This window comes from Streptomyces sp. NPDC039736 (genome assembly GCF_055596485.1).
On sequence record NZ_JBVIUQ010000005.1, the window covers coordinates 67,544 to 81,206 of the forward strand.

A 13,663-nucleotide genomic window follows, 5' to 3' on the forward strand; every position below is an offset into this window, starting at 1 on the left:
AACAGCCACTGACCTCAAACGATTGCCTGGGTAAATGGAACACATCACGCTCCTTCTCGGAATCGTGATCGTGACCGCTCTCGTGTTCGACTTCACGAACGGTTTCCACGACACTGCCAACGCGATGGCGACCACCATCTCGACCGGCGCTCTCAAGCCCAAGACGGCGGTGGCCATGTCCGCCGTGCTCAACCTCGTCGGTGCCTTCCTCTCCGTGGAGGTCGCCAAGACGATCTCCGGCGGGCTCATCAACGAGAGCGGCATCACCACCGAAGTGATCTTCGCGGCCCTGGTCGGCGCGATCCTCTGGAACCTGTTGACCTGGCTGATCGGCCTGCCGTCCAGTTCCTCCCACGCACTCTTCGGCGGCCTCATCGGCGCCACCCTGATGTCGGTGGGCGCCTCCGGCGTCAACGGCAGCGTCGTCATCACCAAGGTGCTGCTGCCCGCGGTCGCCGCGCCGATCGTCGCCGGTCTCGCCGCCTACCTCGCCACGAAGCTCACCTTCAAGCTGGCGTCCAGGACCGACGAGAAGGCCACCGCCAAGGGCTACCGGGCGGGCCAGATCGCCTCCGCCGGCCTCGTCTCCCTCGCGCACGGCACCAACGACGCGCAGAAGACCATGGGTGTCATCACCCTGGCCCTGGTCACCGGCAACGTGCTGGCCCCCGGCTCGAACCCGCCGATGTGGGTCATCGTCTCGGCCGGCGTCGCCATCGCGCTCGGCACCTACCTCGGCGGCTGGCGCATCATCCGCACCATGGGCAAGGGCCTCACCGACCTCCGGCCGCCGCAGGGCTTCGCCGCCCAGACCGGCGCCGCGACGGTCATCCTGGCCTCCTCGCACCTCGGCTTCTCCCTCTCCACCACCCAGGTCTGCTCCGGCGCCGTGATGGGCTCGGGTCTCGCGCCCAAGGGCGGGGTGGTCCGCTGGTCGACCGCGACCCGGATGTTCGTCGCCTGGGGCCTGACCCTGCCGGCCGCCGGCGCGGTCGCCGCGGCCGCCGAGTTCCTCACCGGTCAGGGCACGTGGGGCGTCACCGCCGTCGCGATCCTGCTGGTCGCGGGCTCCGGTGCGATCTGGATGCTGTCGCGCCGCAAGCCGGTCGACCACACCAACGTCACGGCCGACGACCTCGGCGGCGCGGCCGCCCCGGCCGCCGAGCCCGCGGGTGTCGTCACCACCGCGATGGCCGCGGTCACCCCGCCGCCCGCCGGCCTCCTCCCGGCCGGGACCACCCACACGGTCACCGGCGACCTGAAGGCAACCCTCCACTCCCCCACCGCCGACCCGGCCCGCCCGGCCGCATCGGTCTAAGGACACACGCGACATGAACATCGACTGGGCAGCTCTCGGCACCGTGTTCGGTGTCAGCCTCGTGGCCACCGTCTCCCTGGTGGGCCTGTTCACCCTCGGCATCGTGGGCCTCTCCAAGCAGACCGCGGCCGCCGCCACGGGCGGCTCCGCCCCGGTCGCCCGCACGGGCGCGTACGCCTGCTTCGCGCTGTGCGGCGCGGCCGTCGCGTACGGCATCTTCCTGATCGTCTCCTGACAACCCGCGGGGCCCGTCCGCCCCGCCCCCCGACGCCGGAGCAGCCGGCGGGGCCGCCGGTCTTCCGGCCCCGCCGGCTGTCGGCCGTTCCGGATCGGTGCCCGCCCCCCGCCTCCCGCAGGTCAACCCTAGGTTGACGGCTGTTCGTGGGGCGTGGTGGACTGCCGGAGCCATTACGGCGGCATGGAGAGGAAGCCGGTGCGAATCCGGCGCGGTCCCGCCACTGTCACGGCCGACCCGACGAGGGTCGTGCCGAAGCCAGGAACTCCCAGCCGCTCGTCACCTCCAACCAGGGCGCGGACCCTGAGTTAAGGACTCGTCGCCATGCCCGGCTGCGGTACCCGCGGTTGCGTCGCCGTGCCCCCGTACGCGTTCGCGCTCGGCGCGGCCCTCGGGATGGCCTGCGACGCCGTGTTCGGCGACCCGCGCCGGGGACATCCGGTCGCCCTCTTCGGACGTGCCGCGGCCGCCGTCGAACGGGTGCTGTGGCGGGACGACCGGGCGCGGGGCGCGGCGCACACCCTGGTCTGCGTGGGCGGAGCGGCCGCAGTCGCCGCCGTGGCCTCCCGTCTCGTACGCCGCCGCCCCGCCGCGTCCGTCGCGCTGACCGCCGCCGCCACCTGGGCCGTCGTCGGGGGCACGTCGCTGGGGCGCGAGGCCAGGGCGATCGGCGGGGCGCTGGCCGCCGGGGACCTGGAACTGGCCCGGGAGCGGCTGCCGCACCTGTGCGGGCGCGACCCGCAGGCCCTGGACGGGCAGCAGCTCGCCCGGGCGGTCGTGGAGTCCGTCGCCGAGAACACCTCGGACGCGGTGGTGGGCGCGCTGGTGTGGGGTGCGGTCGGCGGTGTGCCCGGGCTTGTCGCGTTCCGGGCGGTGAACACGCTGGACGCGATGGTCGGGCACAAGTCGGCCCGCCACCGCAGGTACGGGTGGGCCTCGGCCCGGCTCGACGACGTGGCCGGCTGGCCCGGCGCGCGCCTGACGGCGGCGCTCGCGGTGCTCGCCGGGGACGACGCCCGGGGCGCGGTCAGGGCCTGGCGCGCCGACGCCGCCGCGCACCCCAGCCCCAACGCGGGCCCCGTCGAGGCGTCCTTCGCGGGCGCGCTGGGCGTGCGGCTCGGCGGAACGCTGTCGTACGCGGGGCGGGTGGAGCACCGGGCGGTGCTGAACGGGGAGCGCGGGCGTCCGGTGGACGTGCCCGACATCGAACGTGCGGTGCGGCTGTCGCGCCGGGTGGGCGTGCTGGCGCTGGCCGCGTGTGCGGCGGGGCGGCTGGCGTTCTCGTACGCGAAGGGACGGAACGCATGAGTGGCGGCGGACTGCTGGTCGCGGGGACCACGTCGGACGCGGGCAAGAGCGTCGTCACCGCGGGCATCTGCCGGTGGCTGGTGCGCCGGGGGGTGAAGGTGGCCCCGTTCAAGGCGCAGAACATGTCGCTGAACTCGTTCGTGACGCGGGAGGGCGCGGAGATCGGGCGCGCCCAGGCGATGCAGGCGCAGGCGGCGCGCGTCGAGCCGACGGCGCTGATGAATCCGGTGCTGCTGAAGCCGGGGAGCGACAGGTCCAGTCAGGTGGTGCTGCTCGGCAGGCCGGTGGGCGAGATGAGCGCGCGCGGCTTCTTCGGCACGGCGGGCGGCACGACGTACGGCAAGGGCGTGCAGGGCGGGCACCGGGAGGCGCTGCTCGGCACGGTCACGGAGTGCCTGGCGGAGCTGCGCGGTCAGTACGACGCGGTGATCTGCGAGGGGGCGGGCAGCCCGGCGGAGATCAATCTGCGGCGGACGGACATCGTCAACATGGGGATCGCGCGGGCCGCGGACTTCCCGGTGGTGGTGGTCGGGGACATCGACCGGGGCGGGGTCTTCGCGTCGTTCTTCGGCACGACGGCGCTGCTGGCGAAGGAGGACCAGCGGCTGGTCGCGGGGTACTTGGTGAACAAGTTCCGGGGTGACGTGTCCCTGCTGGAGCCCGGGCTCGACATGCTGGAGGACCTGACGGGGCGCAGGACGTACGGCGTGCTGCCCTTCGCGCACGGGCTCGGCATCGACGAGGAGGACGGGCTGCGGGTGTCCCTGCGGGGCGCGGTCCGGGAGTCCGTGGTCGCGCCGCCGGTCGGCGAGGACGTGCTGCGGGTCGCGGTGTGCGCGGTGCCGCTGATGTCGAACTTCACGGACGTGGACGCGCTCGCCGCGGAGCCGGGCGTGGTGGTGCGCTTCGTGGACCGGGCGGAGGAGCTGGCGGACGCGGACCTGGTGGTCGTGCCGGGGACGCGCGGGACGGTTCGCGCGCTGGAGTGGCTGCGGGAACGCGGGCTCGCCGACGCGCTGGCGCGGCGGGCCGCGGCGGGGCTGCCCGTACTGGGGATCTGCGGCGGGTTCCAGGCGCTGGGCGAGCTGATCGAGGACGAGGTCGAGTCGAAGGCCGGGGTGGTCGAGGGGCTGGGGCTGCTGCCGGTACGGGTGCGGTTCGCGCGGGAGAAGACCCTGGCGCGGCCGGTGGGCTCGGCGCTGGGCGAGGCCGTGGAGGGGTACGAGATCCACCACGGGGTGGCCGAAGTGCTGGGCGGGGAGGCCTTCCTGGACGGCTGCCGGGTGGGGGCCGTGTGGGGCACCCACTGGCACGGGTCGCTGGAGAGCGACGCCTTCCGGCGGGCCTTCCTGCGGGAGGTCGCGGCGGCGGCGGGACGGCGGTTCGTGCCGGCCGCCGACACGAGCTTCGCGGGGTTGCGCGAGGAGCAGTTGGACCGGCTGGGGGATCTGATCGAGGAGCACGCGGACACGGAGGGGCTGTGGCGGCTGATCGAGTCCGGCGCGCCGGCGGGACTGCCGTTCGTGCCGCCGGGGGTACGGGGGTGAGCCGCGCCCGGGCGGGGGACGGCTGCCCGCATGACATGCCGTCAGGGGCGCGGAGAACCGCGCGACCAGCCGGGACGCACCCGTACATGACCGAGGCCGCCCGCCGCCCGCGGGAAGCCGACCGACCGACGATGGAGACCGTATGAGTACCCCGTACCCCTTTACCGCGATCGTCGGGCAGGACGACCTGCGGCTCGGGCTGCTGCTCAACGCCGTGTCGCCCGCCGTCGGCGGCGTCCTCGTACGCGGCGAGAAGGGCACCGCGAAGTCGACCGCCGTCCGCGCGCTGGCCGCGCTGATGCCGCGGGTGCACGTGGTGGAGGGGTGCCGGTTCTCGTGCGACCCGGCCGCCCCCGACCCGGCGTGTCCCGACGGTCCCCACGAGGCCGGGGACGGCGTGTCGCGCGCCGCCCGCACGGTCGAGCTGCCCGTCGGGGCCTCCGAGGACCGGCTCGTCGGGGCCCTCGACATCGAGCGGGCGCTCAGCGAGGGCGTGAAGGCGTTCGAGCCGGGCCTGCTGGCGGACGCGCATCGCGGCATCCTCTACGTCGACGAGGTCAACCTCCTCCACGACCACCTGGTCGACCTCCTGCTCGACGCCGCCGCCATGGGCGCCTCGTACGTCGAGCGCGAAGGCGTCTCCGTGCGGCACGCCGCGCGGTTCCTGCTGGTGGGGACCATGAACCCCGAAGAGGGCGAGCTGCGGCCGCAGTTGCTGGACCGGTTCGGGCTGACCGTCGAGGTCGCCGCGTCCCGCGACACCGACCAGCGGGTGGAGGTCGTGCGGCGCAGGCTCGCGTACGACGACGACCCGGCGGCCTTCGCCGCGAAGTGGGCCGGCGAGGAGGCCGACCTGCGGGAGCGGATCGCGGCCGCCCGCGCGCTCCTCCCCCAGGTGCGGCTCGGCGACGACGCACTGCGCCAGATCGCCGCGACCTGCGCCGCCTTCGAGGTCGACGGGATGCGGGCCGACATCGTGATGGCCCGTACGGCGACCGCGCTGGCGGCCTGGGCGGGGCGTGAGGACGTACAGGAGGAGGACGTACGGCAGGCCGCGCTGCTCGCGCTGCCGCACCGCCGCCGGCGCAACCCCTTCGACGCGCCCGGCCTCGACGAGGACAAGCTCGACGAGACGCTGGAGCAGAACAGCCCCCCGGAGCCCCCCGAGGGCGGCAACGACGACGACCCGGACCCCGGTCCCGACGGCCCCGGAGGCGGCGGCCTGCCCCCGCAGGACGACGCGCCCGACACGCCCGAGGCCGGTGCGCCGGAGGCCCCCGACACGCCCGAGGCGCCGCAGGAGCAGCCCGCCCTCTCCGGCGGGAGCAGCGCCGAGCAGCCCGCCGCCAAGGCCGCCGAGCCGTTCCGCACGAAGATGCTGAGCGTGCCGGGCCTGGGCGAGGGCGCGGCCGGACGCCGCTCCCGGGCGCGCACCGAGCACGGCCGTACGACGGGCGCCGTGCGCCCGCAAGGCGCCCTGACCAAGCTGCACTTGGCGGCGACCGTGCAGGCCGCCGCCCCGCACCAGCACGCGCGCGGACGCGCCGGGCGCGGTCTGGTCGTGCGCCGGGACGATCTGCGGCAGGCGACCCGGGAGGGCCGCGAGGGGAATCTGGTGCTGTTCGTCGTGGACGCGTCCGGGTCGATGGCGGCGCGGCAGCGGATGAGCGCGGTGAAGGGCGCGGTGCTCTCGCTGCTGCTCGACGCCTACCAGCGGCGGGACAAGGTCGGCCTGGTCACCTTCCGGGGCAAGGAGGCGGAGGTCGCGCTTCCGCCGACCTCCTCCGTGGACGCGGCGGCGGCCCGGCTGGAGCTGCTGCCGACCGGCGGGCGCACCCCGCTGGCCGCCGGGCTGCTGAAGGCGCACGAGGTGCTGCGGGTGGAGCGGCTGCGCGACCCCTCGCGGCGGCCGCTGCTGGTCGTGGTGACGGACGGCCGGGCGACCGGCGGTCCGGAGCCGGTGGCGCTGGCGGGCCGCGCGGCGCGGCTGCACGAGGCGGAGGGCATCGCCTCGGTGGTCGTGGACTGCGAGTCGGGGCTGGTCCGGCTCGGGCTCGCGGCGGAGCTGGCCCGGGAGCTGGGCGGCACCGCCGTCACGCTCGACGAGCTGCGCGCGGACTCCATCGCCGGGCTGGTCAAGGACGTCACGGGAACCACGGGAACTTCGAGGAAGGCCGCTTAACGATGCCGCAGGGACAGCCTACGAGCGTACCGAACGACGGGCTCACCACCCGCCAGCGCCGCAACCGGCCGCTGCTCATGGTGCACACGGGCATCGGCAAGGGGAAGTCGACGGCCGCCTTCGGGATGGCGCTGCGCGCCTGGAACCAGGGCTGGCCGATCGGGGTGTTCCAGTTCGTGAAGTCGGCGAAGTGGAAGGTCGGCGAGGAGAACGCGCTGAAGGCCCTCGGCGCGACCGGCGAGGGCGGGACGGTCGCCTGGCACAAGATGGGCGAGGGCTGGTCGTGGGTGCAGCGGGACCTGCACGGCGACAACACCGACAACGAGGACAAGGCGCGTGAGGGCTGGGAGCAGGTCAAGCGGGACCTGGCGGCCGAGACGTACACCTTCTACGTGCTGGACGAGTTCGCGTACCCGCTGCACTGGGGGTGGATCGACGTGGACGAGGTCGTCCGGGTGCTGCGCGAGCGGCCGGGCACGCAGCACGTGGTGATCACCGGGCGCAACGCCCCGCAGGCGCTGCTGGACGCGGCCGACCTGGTCACGGACATGTCGAAGGTGAAGCACCCGATGGACGCGGGTCAGAAGGGCCAGCGGGGCATCGAGTGGTAGCACGGATCGTCATCGCCGCGCCGTCGTCGGGCAGCGGCAAGACCACGGTCGCGACGGGGCTCATGGCCGCCTTCACGGAGCGCGGGCTCGCCGTGTCGCCGCACAAGGTGGGGCCGGACTACATCGACCCCGGGTACCACGCGCTGGCGACGGGGCGGCCGGGGCGCAACCTCGACGCGTACATGTGCGGGACGGGGCTGGTGGGACCGCTCTTCGAGCACGGGGCGGCCGGGTGCGACCTGGCGGTCGTCGAAGGGGTGATGGGCCTGTACGACGGGGCCGCCGGGCAGGGCGAGCTGGCGTCCACGGCGCAGGTCGCGAAGCTGCTGCGGGCGCCGGTGGTCCTGGTGGTGGACGGCTCGTCGCAGTCGCGGTCGGTGGCGGCGCTGGTGCACGGGTTCGCCTCGTGGGACCCGGAGGTGCGGATCGGGGGCGTCGTCCTGAACAAGGTGGGGTCCGACCGGCACGAGGAGCTGTTGCGGGAGGCGCTGGAGGGCTCCGGGGTGCCCGTGCTCGGAGTGCTGCGGCGGGCCCCGCAGGTGCGGACGCCGTCGCGGCATCTGGGGCTCGTGCCGGTGGCGGAGCGGCGGGCGGAGGCGGTCGAGGCGGTCGCGGCGCTGGCGGAGCAGGTGCGGGGCGGGGTGGACCTGGAGGCGGTGCTGGCGCTGGCGCGGAGTGCGGGGGGCACGGGTTCCGTGGCATGGGAGCCCGGTGCGGGGGCCGGCCGGGGGGCGGCCCCGTCGCCCGGGGGGACGAGGGCGAAGGGGGCGGGGGAAGCGGAGTCGCAGGGGCCGGTGGTGGCGGTGGCGGCCGGGCCCGCGTTCACGTTTTCGTACGCCGAGCACGCCGAGCTGCTGGCCGCGGCCGGGGCGCTCGTCGTACCGTTCGATCCGCTGCGGGACGAGCGGCTGCCGGACGGCACGCGCGGGTTGGTCATCGGGGGCGGGTTCCCCGAGGTGTACGCGCCCGAGCTGTCCGCGAACGAGCCGCTGCGCAGGGCCGTCGCCGAACTGGCCGCGTCCGGCGCGCCGGTGGCCGCCGAGTGCGCCGGGCTCCTGTACCTCGCGCGCTCCCTCGACGGGCAGCCCATGTGCGGGGTGCTGGACGCCGAGGCGCGGATGTCGGAGAAGCTGACGCTCGGATACCGGGAGGCGGTGGCCGTCGGGGACAGCGCGCTGGCCGCCGCCGGGACGCGGCTGCGCGGGCACGAGTTCCACCGGACCGTGATCGAGCCGGGGGCCGGGGCCGCGCCCGCGTGGGGGTTCACGCATCCGCGGCGCCGGGTGGAGGGCTTCGTACAGGGAAATGTGCACGCCAGTTATCTGCACACGCACTGGGCTGCCGCTCCTGGGCTGGCGTACCGGTTCGTGGAGCGGTGCGCCGCGTCATGAGCCCGCACTCACTCCGCCGCGATGCCCACCACCAGCCAGATGAAGCCCGCGCCCGCCGCCGTGCACAGCAGGGTCGAGCGGCCCGGGTGGTCGTGGTGGGCCTCGGGAAGGATCTCGGCGGCGGCCAGGTACAGCAGGACGCCGCCGAAGAAGCCCAGGTAGCAGCCGAGGAGTTCCTCCGGGAGGGTGAACAGGAGCGTCGACGCCGCTCCCACCACCGGGGCCGCCGCGTCCGCGAACAGCATCGCCAGGGCCTTGCGGCGGGCGTTGCCGTACAGGCTGGTCAGGGTGTACGTGTTGAAGCCGTCGGCGAAGTCGTGCGCGACGACCGCGAGGGCCACGGCCGCGCCCATGCCGCCGCCCACCTGGAAGGCCGCGCCGAGGGCGATGCCGTCCATCAGGCTGTGGGCGACCATCGCGGCGGCGGCGGTGAGTCCGACCTCCGGGACGCGGTCCTGCTCCTCTCCCCCGTGCGCGGCGTGTCGTCCCGCGAGGAGGTGCTCGCCGACGTGCGCGACGAGGAAGCCGCCGACGAACAGCAGCAGGGCGGCGGGCACGCCGAACACCTCGTTGCCGGCGGCCTCCAGGGCCTCCGGCAGCAGGTCCAGGCCGACCACGCCGAGCATCAGCCCGCCCGCCAGGCCCAGCACGAGGTGCCGCCGGTCGGTGACGCGCTGGGCGACCCAGCCACCGAACAGCGTCATCAGGAACGCGCCGAGCGCGACGAGGACCGCCATGTACGCCATGAGCCCTTGCTAGTCGATGGGCGCGGTGCGGCGCATGTCGGAATGGGCCGATTCGCCGCGCGAAAGGATGTCCGGTGAGTGCTGCCGCACGGGTGACGGTGGGGGTCGGGGCGTGCGAGGACGCGCCCGTCGAGGAGTTGTACGCGCTGGTGGTGGACGCCCTCGGCGCGGCTGGGCTGCCGCCGGCCTCGGTCGGGGCGCTGGCCACGGTCGACGTGAAGGCGGACGAGCGGGCGATCGTGGAGTGCGGGCGGAGGTTCGGGGTGCCGGTGCTGTCGTACGGGGCGGACGTGCTGGCCTCGGTCACGGTGCCGAATCCGTCCGGGCGGGCGCTGAGCGCGGTGGGCACGCCGTCGGTGGCGGAGGCGGCGGCGCTCGCGGCGGCCGGCCCCGGGGGCGAGCTCCTGGTGCCGAAGAGGAAGTCGAGCCCCGCGGGGCATCCGGCCATGGCGACGTGCGCGGTGGCCCGTACCGGAATGGATGTTGTCGATGACGTCTGACGGCCATGACCTGCGGCATCACGGCGACGCGGAGGTGCGGGGCGCGGCGCCGGGGCTGGTGGACCTCGCGGTGAACGTACGGTCCGGCACGCCGCCGGAATGGCTGAAGGCACGGCTGGCGGCCTCGTTGGACACGCTCGCCGCGTACCCGGACGGGCGGGCGGCACGGGCGGCGGTGGCCGCGCACCACGGGCTGCCGGTGGAGCGGGTGCTGCTGACGGCGGGCGCGGCGGAGGCGTTCGTGCTACTCGCGCGGGCCCTGCGGGTGCGGCGGCCGGTGGTGGTGCACCCGCAGTTCACGGAGCCCGAGGCGGCGCTGCGGGACGCGGGGCACGAGGTGGGGCGGGTGCTGCTGCGGGAGTCGGAGGGCTTCCGGCTGGATTCGGCGGCGGTGCCCGAGGACGCGGACCTGGTGGTGATCGGCAACCCGACGAACCCGACGTCGGTGCTGCACCCGGCGGCGGAGATCGCCCGGCTGGCCCGTCCCGGGCGGGTGCTGGTGGTGGACGAGGCGTTCCTGGACGCGGTGCCCGGGGAGCCGGAGGCGCTGGTGGGGCGCACGGACGTGCCGGGTCTCGTGGTGCTGCGGAGCCTGACGAAGACGTGGGGTCTCGCGGGGCTGCGGGTGGGGTACGTGACGGCCGCGCCGGACGTGATCGCGCTGCTGGAGCGGGCGCAACCGTTGTGGCCGGTGTCGGCGCCGGCGCTGGTGGCGGCGGAGGTGTGCGTGTCGCCCCTGGCGCAGGAGGAGGCGGCGGACGCGGCGGTGCGGATCGCGGCGGACCGGGACCACCTGGTGGCGGGGCTCGCCGGACTGGGGTCCGTGAGCGTGGTCGGGGGCGCCCGGGCCCCCTTCGTCCTGGTGCGGGTGCCGACGCAGGTGCGGGAGCCCCTGCGGGAGCGGGGGTTCGCGGTGCGGCGGGGGGACACGTTTCCGGGGCTCGGGCAGGAGTGGGTGCGGGTCGCGGTGCGGGACCGGGAGACGACGGACCGCTTCCTGACGGAGCTGGGGAAGGTGCTGGCGGAGGGGTGAGCCGCGCGGGCCGGTGGGGGCTCGGCGTCCCGTCGGGGGCGCGGGGAACCACGCGGGCGGCCGGGACGCACCCGCGCGGACGGGAACGAGCCCGGCGCCGGACGCCGGGCGGAACAGGGCCGGCAGGTCAGCCGCACTCCTCCGGCGCGGCCTCCGGGCACAGGTTGCCTTCGACCTTGCCCAGCAGGAGCAGGAGCGTCTCGCGCTCCGCCGGGGTCAGGCCGTCCAGGGTGCGGGCCTCCAGCGCCGCCCACGCCTCCCCGACCCGCTCGCGCAGCGCGCAGCCCCGGTCCGTGGCCTCGACCAGGGAGGCGCGGCGGTCCGCCGGGTCCGGGCGGCGGCGGACGTACCCCGCCTGCTCCAGGCGCTGGAGGGACTTCGTCACCGTGGAGGGGTCCAGGCCGACGGCCTTGATGAGCTCCGCCTGGCGGACCGGGCCCGCCTCCCACAGGTGCATCAGCACGAACTCCTGCCCCGGGTAGAGCCCGAGGCACCGCAGGACCCTGCCCGCGGCGATCCGGTGCAGCCGGGCCACCGTCGACAGCGAGAAGCTGACCGGGCCCGCGCTGGGGCAGGCGGGTTCGTCCGGGGTCATGGCGGTGCCTCGTTCCAGGGGACGGCAAAAACTTTCCACCACTTTAACTTGGTCGGCCAAGTAATGAGTTACAGTGACGCCGTCGAGAATTACTTGGCCGACCAACAATCAGCCTCGGAGGCTCACCGTGACCACCGCCACCGCTTTCACCGCGCACGACCTCGCCGGCACCGCTCTCGCCAACCGCATCGCCCTGGCCCCCATGACCCGCAGCCGTGCCGGGGAGGGCGGTGTGCCGACCGAGCTGGTCGCCGAGTACTACGCCCAGCGCGCCTCCGCCGGGCTGCTCGTCACCGAGGGGATCCAGCCCTCCGTGGTCGGCCAGGGCTACCCGTTCACCCCCGGCCTGCACAGCCAGGAGCAGGTCGCCGGGTGGCGGAAGGTCACCGACGCGGTGCACGCCGGCGGCGGCGTGATCTTCGCCCAGCTCATGCACGGCGGCCGGATCGGCCATCCGAGCCTGCTCCCCGAGGGCCTGACCCCGGTCGCCCCCTCCGCCGTGACCCCGGCCGGGCAGCTCTTCACCGCCACGGGCCCCGCCGACTTCACCGAGCCCCGCGAGCTCACCGCCGACGAGATCCGCGAGACGGTACGGGACTTCGCCCGGGCCGCCCGCAACGCCGTCGACGCCGGCTTCGACGGGGTCGAACTGCACGGCGCCAACGGGTACCTGATCCACCAGTTCCTGTCCGCCAACGCCAACCTGCGCACCGACGAATGGGGCGGCGGCACCGTGGAGAACCGCATCCGCTTCGCCGTGGAGACCGTCAAGGCGGTCGCCGCCGAGATCGGCGCGGAGCGCACCGCGATCCGCCTCTCCCCCGGCAACCCGTACAACGACATCACCGAGACCGAGGTCCCCGCGACGTACGAGGCCCTGGTCGCCGCGCTGTCGCCGCTGGGCCTGGCCTACCTGCACGTGACCGAGGCCACGGACGAGTTCCGCGCCCTGACCCCGGTGCTGCGCGCGGCCTTCGACGGGACCTTCGTGCTCAACCCTTACACCGACGGGCCCACCGACCACCGCGCGCTGCCGCTGCTCGACGAGGGGGCCGCCGACGTGCTCGCGTTCGGCGCGCTGTTCCTCGCCAACCCGGACCTGCCCGCCCGGCTGGCCACCGGGGGCCCGTACAACGCCCCCGACCCGGCCACCTTCTTCGGCGGCGACGCGAAGGGCTTCACGGACTACCCCGCCCTGGCCGGCTAGCCCCCGGACCTGCCGCGTGGGGCCGGCCTCCGCGACGGAGGCCGGCCCCACGGCGTACGCGCGGCGGGAACTACCGCACGGGGGTGAAGTCCCGCGCGCCGATGAAGTCGGGGCGCGGCACGGGGGCCGCGAAGGGCTCCACCGCCGTGTTCTCCACGCTGTTGAACACGATGAAGACGTTGCTGCGGGCGTACGGCGTGATGTTGTCGCCGGAGCCGTGCATGCAGTTGCAGTCGAACCAGGTGGCCGAACCGGCGCGCCCGGTGAAGAGCTTGATGCCGTGCGCGTCGGCCATCCGGGTCAGCGCCTCGTCGGACGGGGTGCCCGCGTCCTGCATCTGGAGGGACTTCTTGTAGTTGTCCTTCGGCGTCTCGCCCGCGCAGCCCAGGAAGTGCCGGTGCGAGCCGGGCATGATCATCAGCCCGCCGTTGGTGTCGAAGTTCTCCGTGAGCGCGATGGAGACCGAGACGGTGCGCATGTTCGGCAGGCCGTCCTCGGCGTGCCAGGTCTCGAAGTCGGAGTGCCAGTAGAAGCCGGACGCCCCGAAGCCGGGCTTGACGTTGATCCGCGACTGGTGGACGTAGACGTCCGAGCCGAGGATCTGACGGGCCCGGCCCACCACGCGCGGGTCCCGCACGAGCTGCGCGAAGACGGAGCTGAGCTTGTGCACCTCGAAGACCGACCGCACGGACTGCGACGCCGGCTCGACGATGGAGCGCTCGTCGGCCCGCACCGCCGGATCGGCGACCAGCCGGTCCAGCTCGGCCCGGTAGAGGGCGACCTCCTCGTCCGTGATCAGTTGGTCGACGGTGAGGAAGCCGTCCCGCTCGTAGCCGGACAGGTCGCCGGCCGTGATCGGGCCCTCGGCGCCGGGGGCCGACCAGACCACCGGGTCCTGGCGGGGGGTGGTGACCTCGGTCGCGCCGCGGGTGGGGTAGAGGTCGCGGGTGGCGGAGCCCGTGGGGTTCGTCAGTACGTCGGTCATTTCGG

General features: G+C 74.6%; 13 protein-coding genes and 1 riboswitch. Of the genes, 10 read left to right on the forward strand and 3 right to left on the reverse strand.

The window, feature by feature from the left end; translation table 11 throughout:
* The first annotated feature begins 34 nt into the window (after window positions 1-34).
* The 7 genes from ACZ56L_RS16985 to ACZ56L_RS17015 all read left to right on the forward strand — a co-directional run bounded on the left by ACZ56L_RS16985 (window position 35) and on the right by ACZ56L_RS17015 (window position 8,592).
* A complete protein-coding gene (locus tag ACZ56L_RS16985; RefSeq protein WP_471064763.1) occupies window positions 35-1,318 on the forward strand; it encodes an inorganic phosphate transporter in 1,284 nt (427 codons plus the stop codon).
* 13 nt (window positions 1,319-1,331) lie between these two features.
* A complete protein-coding gene (locus ACZ56L_RS16990; protein WP_471064765.1) occupies window positions 1,332-1,553 on the forward strand; it encodes a hypothetical protein in 222 nt (73 codons plus the stop codon).
* Between the two features lie 140 nt (window positions 1,554-1,693).
* A riboswitch (cobalamin riboswitch) is annotated at window positions 1,694-1,841 on the forward strand.
* 36 nt (window positions 1,842-1,877) lie between these two features.
* Complete coding sequence (locus ACZ56L_RS16995) at window positions 1,878-2,861, forward strand: cobalamin biosynthesis protein (protein ID WP_471064767.1); 984 nt, start codon at window positions 1,878-1,880, stop codon at window positions 2,859-2,861.
* Window positions 2,858-4,408, forward strand: coding sequence for a cobyric acid synthase (locus tag ACZ56L_RS17000; RefSeq protein ID WP_401757832.1), 1,551 nt, complete (start codon window positions 2,858-2,860; stop codon window positions 4,406-4,408). The genes ACZ56L_RS16995 and ACZ56L_RS17000 overlap by 4 nt, the downstream gene beginning before the upstream one ends.
* Before the next feature lie 142 nt (window positions 4,409-4,550).
* On the forward strand, window positions 4,551-6,590 hold the full coding sequence (locus ACZ56L_RS17005) for a putative cobaltochelatase (protein ID WP_471064769.1): 2,040 nt from the start codon (window positions 4,551-4,553) through the stop codon (window positions 6,588-6,590).
* 2 nt (window positions 6,591-6,592) lie between these two features.
* Window positions 6,593-7,201: a cob(I)yrinic acid a,c-diamide adenosyltransferase gene (gene cobO, locus ACZ56L_RS17010; protein WP_345224226.1), complete on the forward strand. Its 609-nt coding sequence runs from the start codon at window positions 6,593-6,595 to the stop codon at window positions 7,199-7,201.
* The gene (locus ACZ56L_RS17015) at window positions 7,195-8,592 is read left to right on the forward strand and encodes a cobyrinate a,c-diamide synthase (RefSeq protein WP_401757827.1); all 1,398 of its coding nucleotides are present in this window, start codon (window positions 7,195-7,197) and stop codon (window positions 8,590-8,592) included. The genes cobO and ACZ56L_RS17015 overlap by 7 nt, the downstream gene beginning before the upstream one ends.
* Window positions 8,593-8,600: 8 nt before the next feature.
* On the opposite strand, the gene ACZ56L_RS17020 is transcribed toward ACZ56L_RS17015, so the two are convergent.
* Window positions 8,601-9,329 (reverse strand): ZIP family metal transporter, encoded by a 729-nt coding sequence (locus ACZ56L_RS17020; RefSeq protein ID WP_471065214.1) that lies wholly within the window; start codon window positions 9,327-9,329, stop codon window positions 8,601-8,603.
* Between the two features lie 83 nt (window positions 9,330-9,412).
* Between ACZ56L_RS17020 and ACZ56L_RS17025 the strand changes: the two genes are divergently transcribed.
* Both ACZ56L_RS17025 and cobC read left to right on the forward strand, forming a co-directional pair.
* Window positions 9,413-9,838, forward strand: a complete 426-nt coding sequence (locus tag ACZ56L_RS17025; RefSeq protein WP_471064772.1) for a cobalamin biosynthesis protein — start codon at window positions 9,413-9,415, stop codon at window positions 9,836-9,838.
* Entirely contained in the window at window positions 9,828-10,871 is a 1,044-nt protein-coding gene (gene cobC, locus ACZ56L_RS17030; RefSeq protein WP_468684219.1) for an Rv2231c family pyridoxal phosphate-dependent protein CobC, read from the forward strand. Before ACZ56L_RS17025 ends, cobC begins: the two co-directional genes overlap by 11 nt.
* A 127-nt stretch (window positions 10,872-10,998) precedes the next feature.
* Here cobC and ACZ56L_RS17035 read toward each other — a convergent pair whose 3' ends face one another.
* Window positions 10,999-11,466, reverse strand: a complete 468-nt coding sequence (locus ACZ56L_RS17035; RefSeq protein WP_345224217.1) for a MarR family winged helix-turn-helix transcriptional regulator — start codon at window positions 11,464-11,466, stop codon at window positions 10,999-11,001.
* A 127-nt stretch (window positions 11,467-11,593) separates the two neighbouring features.
* Here ACZ56L_RS17035 and ACZ56L_RS17040 point away from each other — a divergent pair, with 127 nt between their 5' ends.
* Complete coding sequence (locus ACZ56L_RS17040; RefSeq protein WP_471064774.1) at window positions 11,594-12,673, forward strand: alkene reductase; 1,080 nt, start codon at window positions 11,594-11,596, stop codon at window positions 12,671-12,673.
* A 70-nt stretch (window positions 12,674-12,743) separates the two neighbouring features.
* Here ACZ56L_RS17040 and thpD read toward each other — a convergent pair whose 3' ends face one another.
* The gene (gene thpD / locus ACZ56L_RS17045; protein ID WP_471064776.1) at window positions 12,744-13,658 is read right to left on the reverse strand and encodes an ectoine hydroxylase; all 915 of its coding nucleotides are present in this window, start codon (window positions 13,656-13,658) and stop codon (window positions 12,744-12,746) included.
* Between the last annotated feature and the right edge of the window lie 5 nt (window positions 13,659-13,663).